The organism is Streptomyces sp. NPDC006879 (assembly GCF_042869595.1).
Taxonomy (GTDB): domain Bacteria; phylum Actinomycetota; class Actinomycetes; order Streptomycetales; family Streptomycetaceae; genus Streptomyces.
In genome coordinates, this window is sequence record NZ_JBIAGC010000030.1 from 19907 (window position 1) to 35963 (window position 16057).

Consider the following 16057-nt stretch of genomic DNA (forward strand, 5'->3'; position numbering starts at 1 on the left):
CAACGCCGCGAGGTGCCGTAGCCGCCACCGTGCGCTGTCCTGGGATGAGTGGGCAGGCATGAGCCAAGCTTTGCGAGAGAGGAAAACGGTAATGAATCGCACGCGACCGTCCGCGGCCAAGAGCACCGACGAGACCGCTGAGCGGCACGAAGGGTTCACCGAAGAAGAGCGGGATGCGATGAAGGAGCGCGCCGGGGAGCTGAAGAAGAAGGCGCGCCGCGGTGCCAAGGCGGACCTGGAGAGCGAGGTGCTCGCGAAGATCGCCGAGATGCCGGAGGCGGACCGTGTGCTGGCCGAGCGGCTGCACGCCATCGTCAAGGCGAACGCGCCGGAACTCGCCCCGAAGCTCTGGTACGGCATGCCGGCCTACGCCAGGAACGGCAAGGTGGTCTGCTTCTTCCAGGGCGCGCACAAGTTCAAGACGCGGTACGCCACGCTGGGTTTCAGCGACCAGGCGCATCTCGATGACGGGACCATGTGGCCGACCGCCTACGCCCTGACGGAGCTCACCGCGACCGTCGAGGAGCGCATCGGGGCGCTCCTCAAGGGCGCGGTGAGCTGATCCCGCGCCTGCCCACGGGCACAGGGGCCCGGCGCGGCCCGAGTGTCGTTCAGCAGCCGCCCGAACCGGTCGAGCCGGGCCGGGCGCCGATCTTCAGCGTGTCGGGCGAGGAGCAGCAGCCCGCGGTGTCCTCGGCCGCTTCGGGCTGGTCGAAGAGGCCAGAGCCACCGCAGACACCGGTCTGCGGGAGGGTCAGCTCCACCCGCTCGGCGGCTTCGTGGTCTCCCGCGAGGGCCGCGGCGATGGACCGCACCTGCTCGTAGCCGGTCAAGGCGAGGAAGGTCGGGGCCCGGCCGTAGGACTTCATGCCGACGACGAAGGCGTCCTTCTCGGGGTGGGACAGTTCGCTGGCGCCGTGTGGGTAGACGGTTCCGCAGGAGTGCTGGTTGGGGTCGATCAGCGGGGCCAGTGCGGTGGGGGCCTGGAGGCGTTCGTCCAGGGCGAGGCGGAGTTCGCCGAGCAGGGCGGGGTCGGGGCGGAAGCCGGTCAGGCAGATCAGCTCGTCGACCGGGTCGAGGCGACGGCCGTCTTCACTCACGAGGACGAGTCGGCCGTCGGCGGCGGGCTCCACAGCCGCGATGCGCAAGCCGGTGACGGCCTCGACGCGACCGTCCGCCACGGCGGCCTTGGCGGCGAGCCCCAGGGCGCCCCGGGCGGGGAGTTGGTCGGCCGTACCGCCGCCGAAGGTGGCGCCGCCGATACCGCGCCGCAGGATCCACTGGACGGAGGTGTCGGGCTCTTCGGCGCCGAGGCCGGCCAGGGCCGCGAGGGCGGTGAAGGCGGAGGCGCCGGAGCCGACGACGGCGGTGCGCCGCCCCGCGTAGCGGCTTCGCTGTGCGGGGTCCTTGAGGTCGGGTACGCGGTAGGAGACGTGGTCGGCGGCTGCCCGCTCGCCGAGGGCGGGCAGTCCGTCCGCGCCGAGGGGGTTCGGGTTGGACCAGGTTCCGGATGCGTCGATCACGGCGGCACCGAGGATCCGCTGTTGCGCACCGTCCGGCGTGGTGATGTGGACGGTGAACGGCTGGGCTCCGCGGTCGGCGTCGACCACCCGGTCGCGGCCGGCGCGGGAGACTCCGGTGACCTTCACGTCGTAGCGGACCCGGTCGCCGAGCGCGTCGGCCAGCGGCTGGAGGTACTTCGCGGCCCAGTCGCCGCCGGTCGGGTAGGTGGCGCCGTCGGGTCGGACCCATCCGTTCGGGGCGAGGATCTTCTCCGCGGCAGGGTCGGTCAGCTCGGCCCAGGTGGAGAACAGTCTCACGTGCGCCCAGGCCCGGACGGCGGTGCCGGCGTGCGGCCCGGCTTCCAGGACGAGTGGCTCCAGCCCGCGCGCGAGGAGGTGGGCGGCGGCGGCGAGACCTACCGGTCCCGCGCCGATGACCACGACGGGCAGGGGAGGCGCTGCGGGGAAGTCGGTGGTGGTCACGGGGACTCCGTTTCTGATTCGACATTCATCGATGTGTCGCATGGACCAGCATGGACCCTGCATCGACATGCGTCAACATAGACATTCATCTAATCAACTGGGTCGGGTGCCGGCCGTCCCCTCGCCCACTGATTCGACGCATGTCAACATAGATGCATGTCGAACACGAGGGCACTGCCCCTGGCCGAGCCGGGCACCGCAAGTGCGCCGTGCTGCCCGCCGCTCAACGAGCGCCCACTGGCAGCCGAAGAGGCCGAGACCGCCGCGCGGATGTTCAAGGCCCTGGGCGACCCGGTGCGCCTACGCCTGTTCTCCCTCGTCGCCTCCCACCCAGGTGGGGAAGCCTGCGTCTGCGACATCTCGGACGTGGGAGTCTCCCAGCCCACCGTCTCGCACCACCTCAAGAAGCTCAAGGAAGCCGGCCTGCTCTCCTCACAGCGCCGCGGAACCTGGGTCTACTACCGGGTGGAGCCATCAGTGATCGCCGCCATGAGCGCCCTGCTCCCCACGGTCCGGTCCTGATGACGGCGCACATCGCCCCGATGCTGCCCTCCCACGCGCAATCGGTGCTGGAGATATACCGGGCGGGCATCGACGAGGGCCAGGCCACCTTCGAGACGGCGGCACCGACCTGGGCGGCCTTCGACGCGGCCAAGCTGCCCGAGCACCGGTTCGTCTCGCTCGGCGAGGACGGCCAGGTACTCGGATGGATCGCTGCCGGAAGGGTGTCCCCCCGTCAGGCCTACGCCGGAGTGCTTGAGCACTCGGTCTTCGTCCACCCGCGGTCGCGCGGCCAGGGCGTGGCCCGGGCCCTGCTGGCCGCCCTCATCGCCTCCAGCGAGTCGGCGGGCGTCTGGACCCTCCAGGCCACCGTCTTCCCCGAGAACGCCGCCAGCCTGAGCCTCCACCAACGGTCCGGCTTCCGCAGCGTCGGCACCAGGGAACGCATCGGGCGTCAGCACGGCCGCTGGCGTGACGTCGTGCTGCTGGAGCGGCGCAGCCCCACCGTGGGCTGAAGCCGCCGACCAGGCGCGGACACACTCAGTACGGTCGCGGGGACATGACGTACTGCTCGCCGCCGGGCACCTGGAGGACGCAGCGCGGAAGACCGGGACCCGGTGTGGCCTTGACCTCAGCGGGCATCGGGGGATCGGTGGGCAGTTCGACGTGGAGGATCACGGGGCGATCGCGCTCGGTCGTGAGGTGTCCCGTTTCCTTGCCGTCCACCAGCACCTCCACCACCGGGTGTCGTCCGGTCTGGACGGTGGCACTGACCGAGTGGCCCGCGTGGTCGACGTGGAAGTGGTGACGCCGTCTCATCGACCTGCCTCCCGCGGGACGACCCCCCGAAGGTGCGCCCTTCCAGGTTAAGGGCCATCGCTTCGGTGGGTCAGCTTGCGGCGTCCGGGCGGGCGGCGGGCGGGCGGCCATGGGCGCCGTGGCGAAACACGACCGCCACCAGGGCCAAGCCCACCGCGGCGCCGACGAACTGCATGCCGATGAAGGCCGGCACGGAGCCCGGAGCGATCCCCGCGAAGGTGTCGGTGAAGGCGCGGCCGACGGTCACGGCGGGGTTGGCGAAGGATGTGGAGGAGGTGAACCAGTACGCGGCCCCGATGTAGGAGGCCACCGCCACGGGAGCGAAGCGGAGCCGGTCGGTGCGGGCCAGACCGAAGATCAGCATGATCAGACCGGCGGTCGCGACGACCTCGGCGAGGAGCAGTTGCCCGGCTGAACGGTCGTGGGTGGACCACTTCACCAACGGCTCGCCGAACATCGCGTCGGCGAGGATCGCACCGGCAATGCCACCGAGAACCTGTGAGGGCAGGTAGACGGCGAGTTCGCGGACGGTGACGCCGGGTCCACCGCGTCGGGCGGTCCACCACTCGGCCACCGTGACGGCCGGGTTGAAGTGCGCTCCGGAGACCGGGCCGAGCAGGGCGATGAGCACGCCGAGGCCGAAGACGGTGGCGGTGGAGTTGGCCAGCAGTTGCAGTGCGACGTCGTCAGTGAGCTCGGTGGCCTGGATGCCGGAACCGACCACGACCGCGACCAGGGCCGCGGTGCCGATGAACTCGGCCGCGGCCCGGGAGACCAGCGGGGCGCGGGGCGGGGTCGCACCGGGAGCCGGCTGCGGCCGGTCTGCGGCTATGGGCTCCCCCGTGGCGGGTGGGGTGGCGCCGGTGGGCTCGGTGGCGGTCAACGGGTTCTCCTCGGGCAGGTGAGGCGGGCGCACAGCCGTCTCGCGGTGGACGGCGCAGCATTGCGGGCGGGGGCCGGGCGGTCGGTCCCGCCCGTAGCCGTCCCCCTCAGGGGCAGGACCGCTTGAGGTTGGCTTCGGCGGAGGTGCGGGCGACCCGCGCCAGAGCGGCGAACTGGTCGGCAAGGCCTTCCAGTACCTCTGGACGCAGTCGGTAGTAGGTGAACCGCCCGCATGGTTCGGTCTCGACGACGCCGGCCTCCCGCAACACCTTCAGGTGGTTGGAGAGGTTCGTCTGCTTCGCACCGGTCTCCTCCACGAGGTGGGTGGTGCAGAGCGTCTCCCGGGCGAGGAGGGTCACGATCTGGAGCCTGAGCGGGTCGGCCAGAACCCGAATCAGATCAGTGTCGACTGACGTCATCATGGACTGATACTGTCACATCAGCATGGACTGACACCAGCAAGGGCTGATCCACGGCTGCGCCTCCCGCACGAACCAGCCGCGTTCGCCCCCCCGTGCACCGCCCGACCCGCACGACGAACCCCGCCCACCGTGAAGGAAGAAACCATGTCCTCCGCCAAGCCCTCCGTGCTGTTCGTCTGCGTCCACAACGCCGGCCGCTCACAGATGGCCGCCGCCTGGCTGAGCCACCTGGCAGGGGAGCGGATCGAGGTGCGCTCCGCAGGTTCCGCCCCGGCCGCGTCGGTCAACCCCGCCGCCGTGGCGGCCATGCGCGAGGTCGGCATCGACATGTCGGCGCAGTCCCCCAAGATCCTGACCGTCGAGGCAGTCCAGGCGTCCGACGTCTGCATCACCATGGGTTGCGGCGACACCTGCCCCGTCTTCCCGGGCAAGCGCTACCTGGACTGGCAGTTGGATGACCCGGCCGGCCAGGGCGTCGAAGCCGTCCGTCCGATCCGCGACCAGATCAAGGAGCTCGTCGAGGGTCTGATCGCCGAGATCGCCCCCGGACCGGCCGCCTGAAGCCGCGGGCCCCGGCGCACGCCCGGGCCCGCGGACCCGATCAACGGTAGTCGTCCGGGTGGTCCTGCATCCAGGTGTTGATCTTGTCCCGGGTTCCGATCAACTCTTCCTGGTGCTTCTTGAGGTTGTCGAAGGACCGGTCGCCGCCGAGGGCCTCCTTGAGGTCCGCTATCCAGGCCAGCGGCTCGGGGAAATGGCCCGGCCCCTTGGGGTCCGCCTTCATCGCGGCCCCGAGCTCATCGAGCTCCCGGTAGACCCGGCCAAGGAAGTACTCGCAGTTGCCCGGGGTGCACGATTCACCGAGCGTCGCCTGGAGAGTCGCGAAGGCGTCCCGGACCAACTCCACCGGCTGTGCGGCCGGTTCCCCGCCCGCCGAAGCCTGCGGAGCGTCCGCCGGATTCTGCTGGACTTCCGCCGTCGTCTCCGCCTCGGGGTCTGCCGCGACCGTCGCGCTCGGCGCGGCGACGGACGGACGGGCGGGCTGAGCGGTCGGTTCAGCATCGGCCGAGCAAGACACGGTCAGCGCCGCGAGCGAAAGCGCGAGCACGGCGGCGCCGCGCGAGATCCTCAACAAGGTGATCCTCCTGTAGGGGGTGGAACGGACTCAGGGCAACCTGTCCACGGAGACGGACATCATGCTCCCGGCTCGTACCGGGACAGTGAGGCCTTGACCTCGCGCGCGTACGGACCCTCCCACCAGGGGATCGTCTCCACCAAGACCGGTTTGGTGCCGGAGGCCAGGACCAGGGCCCGACCCGGCGGCATCGAGCCGAGGTCGGAGACCTGTAGGACGCGCTCGCGGCGGTGGGACTCGTTCACGGTGCGGTTGCCGGACCAACCGCCGGCCTTCGACTCGCGGGTCGTCGCGTACTCCCGCACCTCGTACTCCCCGGCCAGCTCCGACAGGTCCCCGAGGAAGCGGGTGTCGGAGACGCCGCCGCCGTAGACCCGCACGTTCGCGGCCGACCACAGCTTCTCCATCCCGCGCTCTCCCCACACCTCGATGCCCTGGGCCCAGGACTGGAGGACGGTCATCAAGATGATTCCGCGCGAACCGTAGTGCGAGTACAGGTCTGGCAGGGCCCGCCAACGGCACACGTTCGCCGCCTCGTCCAGGACCCCCACCATCGGGACCGGCAGCCGTCCCCCGCGATGTGTGGTCGCGTACTCCTCGGCCGCCTCGACCACGGCCACCGTCAAGGCGGTCACCAGGGGCCCGGCCGAGTCGCTGCCCTCCCGCGAGAGCGAGTACAGGGTGGAGGCGGTACGGACGAACTCGTGGGGATCGAACTCCGGGCGGTCATCGGCCGGCCCGGCCGGCGTCACCCACTTGTTGACCTCCGGGTTGACCAGGCAGGAAGCCATCTGCTGGGCGACCCCGTAGATGCCGCTGCGCTGTTTGTCGGGCGCGTTTATCACTCCGGCCAGGGCGTCGGCGGGCATCAGGTGGCCGGCCGAGCGCAGGACGCGTTCGGGGGTGTCGTCCTTCGGGTTGGCAAGCCAGCTGTAGATGCGGGTGATCGGGGACTTCGCGGTGGCAGCCGCGAGCAGCAGGTTGGCCAGCAGGTCCTGGCCCGCCGGATCGAAGAACGCATCCGTGGACGCGTCCGCGTCCCGGGAACCCGAGGCGAAGTGGTCAGCAAGTTTGCGCGCCTTGGCCACATCGGTGACGTAGGTGAGCGGGTCCCACCACCAGGCGGGCGGCTCCTGCGCCACTTGCTGCGGGTCGAAGACCCAGACCTGGCCGCGTTCCGCCCTCGGACCGCGGCTGGCATCGACGATGTCCCGCTTGTTGGAAGTCACCAGCACCGCACCGGGGGCGTCCAGGATCGCCGGAATGGCGCGCCGGGTCGTCTTGCCGGTGCGCGGGCCCCAGATGTCGATGTGCATGTCCTCGTAGGACCCGTAGAGCGGCTGCCGACCGCGCACGGACCTGCCGATGAAGACACCCGGTACCCGGCTGCGCACCCCCAGCCGTTCCGCGGTCGCCGCGGCCCCCTTCATGGTGAGTTTGCCCAGGTCCTCGCCCTGTGCCAGATGGCGGGCCGCGCCGTCGACCTTCGGCCGTCGTGCGCCGCGCTGGGACAGTCGGTAGACGGCCAGGCCCCCCACGAAGACCACCAACGCCTCACCAGCGGCCAGGGCGTTGGCTGCGCCACCGGGCCACCGGTACTCGCCCCGCACCAGGGCGACCAGGAAGGAGGCCGGGTTGCCCGGCGGCTGCGGTTGGTCGGCGAGCGTCGCGCCGAGGTGGGCCGCAAGCCAGGCCCCGCACACCAGGCCCAGGACACCGGCCACCAGGAGCGCGATCTCCTTGGTCCAGTCGTCCTCGGCGCGGGGCTTCTTCTGTGGTTCCACGGTCATCGGGCCTTCTTTCGCGGATGCCCCGGCCTTCGGACCGGGGAGGAAGGGAAGCTCCTACGGAGCAGGGCAGGAAGAGCCGTTTCGCCGTCGGGACCCCGCCCGAGGGGCGCTGCCACGTCCTAGGCCCGCTCGTGGCTGCCGTCGGTCTCAGCGGGGTCGGTCCCGGAGGGGATCGGCACCCGGTACACCCCGGTGATCTCGTCCTGTACGTCCCAGGTGCTGAACTCGACGCTCTTGCCTGGCCGGGGGGCGTGCACGATCTTCTTGCCTGCCGGGTCCCATATGACACCGACGTGCTCCGGACCACGCTGACCGGGGCGGAAGAAGACGAGGTCGCCGGGCTGGGCCTGACTCAGCGCCACCTTGTGCGCGCGGAGCCGCTTCTCCTGCTCGTAGGTCGTCGAACCGATGTTGATCTTGCCGTTGCTGGCCTGGTAGTAGATCCACTGCGTGTAACTGGAGCAGTCGAAGGACACCGGACTGTCTCCCTGGAGACGCGGCGCACCGAACACGTACGGCAGGCCGACCCCGCGCTGCGCCCACCGCAGCGCGGCACGGACCACCGGGTCCTCCGAGTCCGGCAGTACGCCCGTCAGCCCGCCCCCGTCCGGCGGCACGGCGGTACCCCGGCCGCCCTTGGCACAGGAGGCGTAGTCGGCGTCCTTGCCACCACCGCCACCACCCGGAACCGTGCCGTAGTCCGGGTTGGCGGAGATCCGGCCCTCCAGCCAGGCCTTCGGGTCGACCATGCCCGGTCCCAGGTCCCTCCCGCCCACGAAGGGGTCGTCCACTCCGGGCACCCGTACCTCCCAGTGCAGGTGCGGGCCGGTGACGTTGCCGGTGGCACCGACCGTGCCGATCCGCTCGCCACGGCGGACGTTGGCGCCGTTGGAGACGGAGACCGTGCTCTGGTGCGCATACAGGGTGACGACGCCGTTCGCGTGCTCGATGCGGGTCTCGTTGCCGTACGCCCCGCCACTTCCCTGCTTGGTCACCTTGCCGTCGGCGGGGGCGTAGATGGGCGTTCCGGTGGGGGCCACCAGATCAAGTCCGGTGTGGTAGCCCAAGCTCCACATGCTGCCGTTCGCGTGGTAAGCGGTGCCGACCTGGTAGGTGCCCTCCTTCATCGGCCACTGCCAGTCCCGCCCGTCCGTGGGCGCGAACGGTGCCCGGGGCGCAGCCAACGGACGGGCAAAGGCGATCGGGGCCATCGCCGTCGCGTTCTGCTTCTGCTCCTCGTCGAACGGCGGCGTGGACCAGGAACGCGAAGGGGAACTGGGGATGCTCAACGCCTCGGCGGGCTGGGCGTCGTTGCCCACCGGCTCGGGGATGTCGGACCGCTGGCCCAGGGTCGGGAAGCCGGGGTTCTTCTCGACGGTGCCCTTCAGGTGCCGGTACCAGCCGGATATCAGCTCCTTCTCGCCGGTGAGACTGCCCCGGTACCGGGTCGCCTGAGTCAACACCACCCGCGGGTAGATGGTGTTGGTGCGCCGAGAGCCGGAGTACTTGAGCAGGGCGTCCCAGGCGTTGGTCTCGGCGTGCAGGGCGTGCAGGAAGTTCGCGGCGGCGAAGGCGGCGTCGTCGATGTTGTACAGGTCCTTGGTGCCATCGCCGTTGCCGTCGGCCCCGTAGTCGTGCCAGGCGTCGGAGCCGAACTGGAGCAGCCCCCGGTAGCCGGCGCTGTTGCTGCCGCCGGGCGCGGCGGACGGATCCTGCCCGTACTTGGTCTCCTGGTACATCTGACCTGCGATCAGGGTCCAGTCCAGCCCCTCGTAGCGGGCGGCTGCGCGCATCGCGGCGAGGATCATCTTGGGGGGTATCTCGTGGCGGGCCGTTTCGCTGGGCAGGTACACCTTGCCCGCCGGCATGATCGGATTGGTGGCGGCCTTGTCAGTGGTGTTGCCCGCCGCGGCGTTGTCCGCGTAGTCGGCGCAGGCGGCCCGGGCGGCGCCGCTTCCCAGGCCGCCCACCAGGGCACTGATCATGATGACGAGGACGAGGAAGATCCCGAAGACCGGCAGCATGCCGCCGCCGACGAGCAGCAGCCACCAGCCACGGCTCTTCTTCCCACCGCCGCCCGACCCACCGGGGCCACCGGGTCCGGCTGCCAACCGGGCCGCGTTCTGAGCGGACTTCGCCACCTTGGCGGCCTTGGACGCCGCCGCCAGTACGGCAGGAGCCACCATCGGCGATCACTCCCCCGTCTGGTCGGACGCGCCCACGTTGCCCAGACCGAACAGGTCGAACGCGGACACCTTCCAGTCACCGCCGCTCTTGCGGGCGCTCACCAGCCAGGAGTTGGTCTCGGCCCCCGTGGCACGGCCGTCCTCGGAACGGGCCGCGGTCACCTCGACCACACTGGAGACCATCGGGCCGGAACCGCGCACCAGGTCCTCGGCGATCATCGCGTCCCGAACGACACGCGCTTCCCCTCGCGAAGAACACCTGGACTCACGGCAGTTCGCCCACTCCCTACCGGAGGGCAGTGCGGTCTCCTTGCGCAGGGCCTCGTCGCCGTGTGTGAGAGCGAGCAACGGTGACGCCCAGGCGGACTTGTGATCGCTGTAGCGGTAGGTGTTGAGCCCCGCGAGGTACTCGACCATCACCTGATGGGCGGCGAGCAGTTCCGCCGGCTCGATGACGGGCGGCACGTCACCCACCGCGGCAGTCCGGCCCGCACCACTGCCACCACTGCCGGAGCGGGAGTCCCGGGCTCCGGTGGTGGCGGTGCTCGGCGCCGCACCGGAGTCCCCGGCCGAGCCGTCGTCCCCGTCGAGGAAGAAGAACACCGACAACGCGCCGATCAGCAGTACGCCAATCACCGCCAGGGCCAGTACCGCGCTTTGCTTGCTCTCGGCAGGTGACTCCACCGTCCCGGGCCTCCCTCAGTCAGGTCGCCGGGACACGGTAGGTGGCGGGAAAGCGAAGCCGGACGTGCTTTCCTCACGGGGAAAACCGAGGAAAGCAGGTGCCTCGGAACGGAAGCGGCCCACGGTCCCACGGGGCGGCGGTCGGTGGTGCGACGCCGCCCGTCCCTACTCCCCCTCCGGTTCGTACCCGTCCACCGGAAGCGGGTCGAAGGGGTAGTCGGTGTGACCGTCCTTGGGAGAGCAGGCCCCGAAGGGGCCCGCGTCCGGGTCCATCAGCACGCGCAGGTGCGGATCGGCATGGTGCAGCCACCAGGTGGACATGCCCAACGCCGGATCGTGCCGCAGATGCTCCCAGGCCAACCACAGCGCGGACAGCCGGGCGCCGGCCTCCGGGTGCTCCCACCAACGAGGACACCAGGTCGCCGTCGACCCGTTCAGCCGCCTTCGTACCAGGGGCGACAGATAGTCCGTCATGAAGACGAAGACATCAGCGAAGTGGAACTCGACCGCCGCCTCAGGTGCGGCTCCTTGACCGGTACTGCTACTCATGGCGCTAACTCCCCCGGCAACCGCCGGTCAGTGGCTGATGCCAGCGGACTTCGGGGCGGCCTCGACGGCCACCGGATTGACCACACCGTGGCCAGGGGTCCCGCGTGGGCTGGGCTGGGCAGCCGTGGGACGAACCGCGACCCCGGGCAGGAAGGCGTTCGCCCGCGCGGGCACCACCTTGTCCGGCACCACCTTGTCCGGCTGACGCAGCTCCTCATAACTGTCCACGGCCGACAGCCTGGCGAGCGCCTCCCGATGCGCCTCCCGCTGGCCCTCGGGAACGTCCAGGCCAGCGAGCTTCTGCGCGAACTGCCGCGGCGTGGTGTCGGCCGCCCGGAAATCCTCCATCCGCACCTGACAGCGAACCGCCTCGTCCGCAATCAACTCGTCCACCTCCGGAGGCAGATGCTCATGACGCGGCGAGGGCAGGGGGAAACGCACGCCCTCCTTGCCCACCTGCTCGTGCGCGAGGAGCCTCGGCAACTCGTCCTTGCCCAGCACAGATCCCGCACCGATGTCCGCGGCGAACACGACCACCTCACCGGTGGCGGCCTCCGCGTAGCGCCCGGAGACCGTGCTCCACACCTCCGGCGCCAATGCCTCCACCTCGGCGAGATCCAACTCGAAGTCGCGGGCGAGGACCTGCTGCACCTCCTTCGCCCAGAGGTGGTAGGAGTCCAACTGGCGCCCTGCCGGGGTGTCCTCCAGGACCTGGAACCCGCGCTCCTCACCACATGCCTGGGCGACGAAGCGGTGCCCCACCTCAGCCGTGGCCCCCTCCGGCCGGGAGCGCCAGGACCAGAAGGCGCGCGCCTGCCCGCGTTCCCCGGAGGTGACGGGCTCGGTGGCGGCCACGTCCCTGACGAAGGACAGCAGATCCGGTGACTTCCGGCCCGCTGCCGTGGCCGCTTGCCAGTCCTCGAAGATCCGGCTCGCGGTCTCCAACGCCTGCGTGGGAGTCCTCGGAGTTGATTCCTCGTAGGAAGACTCCAGTTCGACCGCGCGCTTCAGCTCCTCCACTGACGGCGGTGACACCTCCGCCATCAGCGGTCACCCAGGAACTCTGCCGGCGCGCTCACGTCCAGAGCGATGGCGGATCCGCCCGGCGCGGACGTCGTCCAGGTGGAGAAGCCCACTGACTGACTCAGCACCAGGAAGGGCTGGCCCGACGTCGTGCCATCGGGAGCCCAGTAGGCGAACTCGTAGGGCCGCCGGCTCCGCATCCGAAACTCACGGTCGGGCCAGTACGAGGGGTGCGGCGGTTCGGGGAACTCCGGATCGTCCCAGGAACCGCTCCATGTCGGAGCGCCGAGCACACCGACCGCCGCTGCCAGGAACACCGGCCATGCGCCCGCAGCCGCGGTGAGGACCTCCCCGTTCTCCTCCGCCGCTTCCGCGCGCACCTGCCACGGATAGTGCGTAAGGCTCGCCAGCGGGCTCCATTCGCCTTCCGTCTTGCTGTAGAAGGTCCAGCTGCCCCCGGTTGCGGTCCGCAGGAGCAGTTGGCGGTCGGAGGTCCTTGGCTGCCAGCCGTAGCGCTCGCACCACTGCACGAACTCGGACGATCCGCCCTGCGGCGGCCCCGACCACACCGAGGGCCAGTCGTCCACCTGCTGCAGGCCGCGCAGTTCCGCAGCCAGGTCCTCAGCGGTCCGCCCCGTTGTCTCCGTCAGCATCGCCATCTCCTCAGTGAGCCGTTCCCACGTGACCGTATCCACACAACCCCCACCTGCCGCACGCCCCTCAGGACAGGAAGACCCCGAGGACCAGCAGACTGATGACGAGCGCGCCCATGATGAACCGGGCCTTGGGATCCTCCCGCTCCCACAGTTCGTGGACCACCGCCCAGCCCGTGAGCCGCGCGGCACGCCCCTCGTGCAACCCCCCGGGATGCTCGGGATCTGACGGACCGGAGACCTCCGGGTCCTCCTCCCGCGAGTCGTCTTCGGTAACGGGGCCTGTGGCGCCCTGCTGGGCCTGCGCGACCTCGACGAGCCCGGCCAACAGGTCGGGCATGGTGTGCGGGGTGAGGGGATAGGTGGCGATGCCCTGCTCGGTCTCCAGGCACAACTTCGCCTGCCAGGGGTTGTCGCTCGGGAAGCCCGATATCCAGGCCCGGCCGGCTTCGACGGTCCCGGCTCCCAGGCGGGCCTCCCGGGTCGCCGGCGGGTCCACGGCCTGGCCGGAAGGGACGTACTGGTCGCTCAACTCTCGTCCTTCGCTGCGTCGGAGGTGCCTCGACGCCCGGCACCGGGGCACACACCCGCATTGTGGCGGAGGAGACCGGGCGCACCACCGCACCGGCCCGTGGCCGCGTCCTCGCCGGGACTGCGCTCGCTTTCCCCGACTTTCCTCAACCTTTCCCGGTGGGGAATCCGGGCGAGGCCCGGCGGCTCCGTTTGTCACACTGCCGTCCGCGCCCGGCCTCACCAGGCCAGCCGCACGGGCCGACCGGCGGACGGGGATCACACGTGTGGGAGATACGGACTCGATGACGGACCACAACAGCTCTGCTGGCGGGGTCGCCGGGGGGCAGCCCGCGCAGTTCACACCCGCCGAGCAGGGCGGCCGGCAACAGGGCGGGGAGCCGGACCCGTATCCGGCCACCGGCGCTCACCCGGTCGCCCCGGCGCTCAGCCCGGAGGCGGTCCGGGCCCAGGTGGCGGCGGCCTGGGTGCGCAATGCCCCGCATGCCGCCGTCCCCGCGGCGGAAGCCGCCGTGCCGGCGCTGCCGCCACGGGCGCAGGGCCCGGCCGGCTCCTCGAAGAAGGCGCAGCGCGAGCAGGCCAAGTCCGACCGGCGCGCGACGGCCGAACGTAAACGCAGTGAGCGCAAGGCCGCCCAAGAGCACAAGAAGCGGGCCGGTCGGGGGCGCGAGGCCGCCGGGGGCGGCGCCCCCGAGCAGTCTGGTGCCCCCGGCCCCGGGGCCGCCTTCGAAGTCCCGCGGCCCGGCGGCCGGCTGCCCTCCCAGGGCCGCACCCTGCATGTCGCCTTGCGCGCCACCCTGCTGGTCACCGGGTGTCTCTTCGCGCTCGGCTCCTGCGGGGTGATGGGCCTCGTCGTCGGCACCACTTCGAAGGCGCCGACGGCAGCGGCCCTGGACGCCAAGGACGTGAGCCGGTACCGGCTCACGGACTTCCCGACCCGGTCCGCGGCGACCTTCGCCGAGGAGTACGCGACGCTCTGCATGACGTATGCGCCCGCGGACGTCACCGAACGCCGCGAGGAGCTGGCCCGCTACGTCTCCACCGGAGTGGACCGCGACTGCGGCTGGAACGGCCAGGGGGTCCAGCGGGTCAAGAACGCCACCTGGGACGGCAGCATCGAGGAACTTCCCGAATACGGGAAGCACGGCCGCTACCTGGGAATCCAGGTGAAGTTGACGAACGGTCGCAGCACCACCCTGTCCGTGCCCGTGTACGTCGCGGACCTGACCGGCGGCACCGGGCTGCGCATCGCCGGTGACGTCGGCGAGATGCCGCTGCCCGAGCACGGCTCGGCCCCACTGGTGGACCGCGATGAGGAATCCATCGACCACACCCTGTCCGACGAGCTCAAGGCCAAGGTCCTGCCGGGGTACTTCACGGCTTGGGGTGTGTCCGACGCGACCGCCATGGCGCGGTTCCTCACCGCCGACGCGAGCGCCGCCGCGACCAGCGGTCTGGCCGGCGCCCTCCAGCACCCGCAGATCCGTGACGTGCAGGCGCTGGCACCGGCCGGCAGCGACCAGACCGAAGAGGTCACCTACCGCGACGGCCAGGCCGTCCCGGTACGGGTGACGGTGCTGTGGGGTGGCTCTGCCAAGGGCGGCAGCAAGCCCTCGGCCCGCCTGATCGAGCGTTCCTACCGGGTAACGGTGGTGAACACCGCACAGGGCTGGTTCATCAAGGACGTCCGCGGCGGGCTCCTGGACCCGACGGGCGGCCGTGCGGACGGGGCGGAGCCCGGTGCCCCCGACGCCTCGGACACCTCGGAGCCTTCGGACGCCCCGGAAACGCCGCAGGCGTCGCCGGGCCGACCGAAGTCCGCCAAGAGCACCCCCACCAGCCGAGCCACTCGCAAGCCGAAGGCCAGCGCCACGGCCTCGGGCAGCTCCCGCTGACCCACCCGACCACCACCTCGGTCGCCCCACCCCACCCAGCGGGCAACTCCCCCGAAAGGAACCCTCATGTACCTGGCTGCCACCACTCTCGAAGGCATGTTCGGCGAGATCCAGAAGATCCTCGTCACCATCGGCACCACCGTGGCCGTGATCGCACTGCTCATCCTGGGCATCCGGATGCTGCTCTCGATGAAGCGGGGCGACGGGATGCGCGAGGCCTTCCAGGGCTTCGGCATGATCGCGCTCGCGGCGCTGATCATCGGTGGTGCCAGTGGCCTCGCCGGCCTGCTCATCGACCTCGGCGCCCAGATCGGCGGCAGCGGCCAAGGCTGAGCCCCCAGCGGCACGGGCGACGTAGCCCGCAACGCCCATGCGCGGCCGGCCCTCGGCCGCCGCGCCCACGTCACAGAAGGGGGACCGGCCGATGGCGCAGCACACTCCGGACGCGCCCGAACCGATGGTCGCCTACGACCACACGGATCTACTCAACCGGCCCAAGCGCATCTGGAACTGGGGCAACATCCCGCTCCCCGGCCTGCTGCTCCCCGCCCTGGGGGCGGCCGTCGGCTTCGGGGTGCTGTGGCTGGTCGTCCTGCTGTCGCTCTCCGCGCTCCTGCCCTTCCTCGGCATCTCGATGCTGACCTCCCCGCTGTACCTCGGGCCACCGTTCGCCGTCTACTTCGTCTGGGGCCGGCCGCTGCCCTCGGCGCTCACCCTCAGCCAGCAGCTGGTGGTCTGGGCCGACTACCGGCTCCAGCCCAAACGGCTCCAGGGCCTGGCCGCTGACCGCGAACCCGAGCAGATCCACTGGCAGGTGATCCTCTGGCAGCCGGGTTCGCCGCGCTGGCGGCAACGCTACGACTCGGCCCTCGCCGAAGCCGCCCGGCACGGATCCTCCTTCCGACACTCCTCGGCCGCATCCGGACAGAGCCCACCAGCGGCTACCGCCCACCCGCAGTCAGCCCACTCACCGTCCGCCCCCTCCGAAACCGCAGGATGACT

At 70.9% G+C, this 16057-nt stretch carries 19 protein-coding genes; 7 read left to right on the plus strand and 12 right to left on the minus strand.

Features of this window, described 5'->3' with window-relative positions:
• Positions 1–91 precede the first annotated feature (91 nt).
• On the plus strand, positions 92–562 hold the full coding sequence (locus tag ACFYMC_RS20990) for an iron chaperone (RefSeq protein ID WP_388527391.1): 471 nt from the start codon (positions 92–94) through the stop codon (positions 560–562).
• Positions 563–611: 49 nt separating this feature from the next.
• Here ACFYMC_RS20990 and ACFYMC_RS20995 read toward each other — a convergent pair whose 3' ends face one another.
• Positions 612–2027, minus strand: coding sequence for an FAD-dependent oxidoreductase (locus ACFYMC_RS20995; protein WP_388527394.1), 1416 nt, complete (start codon positions 2025–2027; stop codon positions 612–614).
• A 114-nt stretch (positions 2028–2141) separates the two neighbouring features.
• Here ACFYMC_RS20995 and ACFYMC_RS21000 point away from each other — a divergent pair, with 114 nt between their 5' ends.
• Both ACFYMC_RS21000 and ACFYMC_RS21005 read left to right on the plus strand, forming a co-directional pair.
• Complete coding sequence (locus tag ACFYMC_RS21000) at positions 2142–2507, plus strand: ArsR/SmtB family transcription factor (RefSeq protein ID WP_388527397.1); 366 nt, start codon at positions 2142–2144, stop codon at positions 2505–2507.
• The gene (locus tag ACFYMC_RS21005; RefSeq protein ID WP_388527400.1) at positions 2507–3001 is read left to right on the plus strand and encodes a GNAT family N-acetyltransferase; all 495 of its coding nucleotides are present in this window, start codon (positions 2507–2509) and stop codon (positions 2999–3001) included. The genes ACFYMC_RS21000 and ACFYMC_RS21005 overlap by 1 nt, the downstream gene beginning before the upstream one ends.
• Before the next feature lie 25 nt (positions 3002–3026).
• Here the strand turns inward: ACFYMC_RS21005 and ACFYMC_RS21010 are convergent, their stop codons facing one another.
• The 3 genes from ACFYMC_RS21010 to ACFYMC_RS21020 all read right to left on the minus strand — a co-directional run bounded on the left by ACFYMC_RS21010 (position 3027) and on the right by ACFYMC_RS21020 (position 4609).
• A complete protein-coding gene (locus tag ACFYMC_RS21010; RefSeq protein WP_388527403.1) occupies positions 3027–3305 on the minus strand; it encodes a hypothetical protein in 279 nt (92 codons plus the stop codon).
• A gap of 70 nt (positions 3306–3375) precedes the next feature.
• Entirely contained in the window at positions 3376–4188 is an 813-nt protein-coding gene (locus ACFYMC_RS21015; protein ID WP_388527404.1) for an aquaporin, read from the minus strand.
• A 106-nt stretch (positions 4189–4294) separates the two neighbouring features.
• Positions 4295–4609 (minus strand): ArsR/SmtB family transcription factor, encoded by a 315-nt coding sequence (locus ACFYMC_RS21020; protein WP_388527407.1) that lies wholly within the window; start codon positions 4607–4609, stop codon positions 4295–4297.
• Positions 4610–4753: 144 nt separating this feature from the next.
• On the opposite strand from ACFYMC_RS21020, the gene ACFYMC_RS21025 reads away from it, so the two are divergent.
• Complete coding sequence (locus ACFYMC_RS21025; protein ID WP_388527410.1) at positions 4754–5170, plus strand: arsenate reductase ArsC; 417 nt, start codon at positions 4754–4756, stop codon at positions 5168–5170.
• A gap of 40 nt (positions 5171–5210) precedes the next feature.
• On the opposite strand, the gene ACFYMC_RS21030 is transcribed toward ACFYMC_RS21025, so the two are convergent.
• The 8 genes from ACFYMC_RS21030 to ACFYMC_RS21065 form a co-directional block, all read right to left on the minus strand.
• Positions 5211–5741: a hypothetical protein gene (locus ACFYMC_RS21030; protein WP_388527413.1), complete on the minus strand. Its 531-nt coding sequence runs from the start codon at positions 5739–5741 to the stop codon at positions 5211–5213.
• Between the two features lie 62 nt (positions 5742–5803).
• Positions 5804–7534, minus strand: coding sequence for a type IV secretory system conjugative DNA transfer family protein (locus tag ACFYMC_RS21035; protein WP_388527416.1), 1731 nt, complete (start codon positions 7532–7534; stop codon positions 5804–5806).
• A 119-nt stretch (positions 7535–7653) separates the two neighbouring features.
• Positions 7654–9720 (minus strand): peptidoglycan DD-metalloendopeptidase family protein, encoded by a 2067-nt coding sequence (locus ACFYMC_RS21040; RefSeq protein ID WP_388527419.1) that lies wholly within the window; start codon positions 9718–9720, stop codon positions 7654–7656.
• A gap of 6 nt (positions 9721–9726) precedes the next feature.
• A complete protein-coding gene (locus tag ACFYMC_RS21045) occupies positions 9727–10404 on the minus strand; it encodes a hypothetical protein (protein WP_388527421.1) in 678 nt (225 codons plus the stop codon).
• A gap of 165 nt (positions 10405–10569) precedes the next feature.
• Positions 10570–10953, minus strand: a complete 384-nt coding sequence (locus ACFYMC_RS21050) for a DUF4913 domain-containing protein (RefSeq protein WP_388527424.1) — start codon at positions 10951–10953, stop codon at positions 10570–10572.
• Positions 10954–10980: 27 nt separating this feature from the next.
• Entirely contained in the window at positions 10981–11997 is a 1017-nt protein-coding gene (locus ACFYMC_RS21055) for a hypothetical protein (RefSeq protein ID WP_388527427.1), read from the minus strand.
• Complete coding sequence (locus ACFYMC_RS21060) at positions 11997–12629, minus strand: hypothetical protein (protein WP_388527430.1); 633 nt, start codon at positions 12627–12629, stop codon at positions 11997–11999. Before ACFYMC_RS21060 ends, ACFYMC_RS21055 begins: the two co-directional genes overlap by 1 nt.
• 67 nt (positions 12630–12696) lie before the next feature.
• Positions 12697–13161: a hypothetical protein gene (locus tag ACFYMC_RS21065; RefSeq protein ID WP_388527432.1), complete on the minus strand. Its 465-nt coding sequence runs from the start codon at positions 13159–13161 to the stop codon at positions 12697–12699.
• 283 nt (positions 13162–13444) lie between these two features.
• Here ACFYMC_RS21065 and ACFYMC_RS21070 point away from each other — a divergent pair, with 283 nt between their 5' ends.
• The 3 genes from ACFYMC_RS21070 (at position 13445) to ACFYMC_RS21080 (ending at position 16055) form a co-directional block, all read left to right on the plus strand.
• Positions 13445–15055: a conjugal transfer protein gene (locus ACFYMC_RS21070; RefSeq protein WP_388527435.1), complete on the plus strand. Its 1611-nt coding sequence runs from the start codon at positions 13445–13447 to the stop codon at positions 15053–15055.
• A gap of 66 nt (positions 15056–15121) precedes the next feature.
• Positions 15122–15388 (plus strand): hypothetical protein, encoded by a 267-nt coding sequence (locus tag ACFYMC_RS21075; RefSeq protein ID WP_388527438.1) that lies wholly within the window; start codon positions 15122–15124, stop codon positions 15386–15388.
• Between the two features lie 91 nt (positions 15389–15479).
• On the plus strand, positions 15480–16055 hold the full coding sequence (locus tag ACFYMC_RS21080) for a hypothetical protein (RefSeq protein ID WP_388527441.1): 576 nt from the start codon (positions 15480–15482) through the stop codon (positions 16053–16055).
• Positions 16056–16057: the final 2 nt, after the last annotated feature.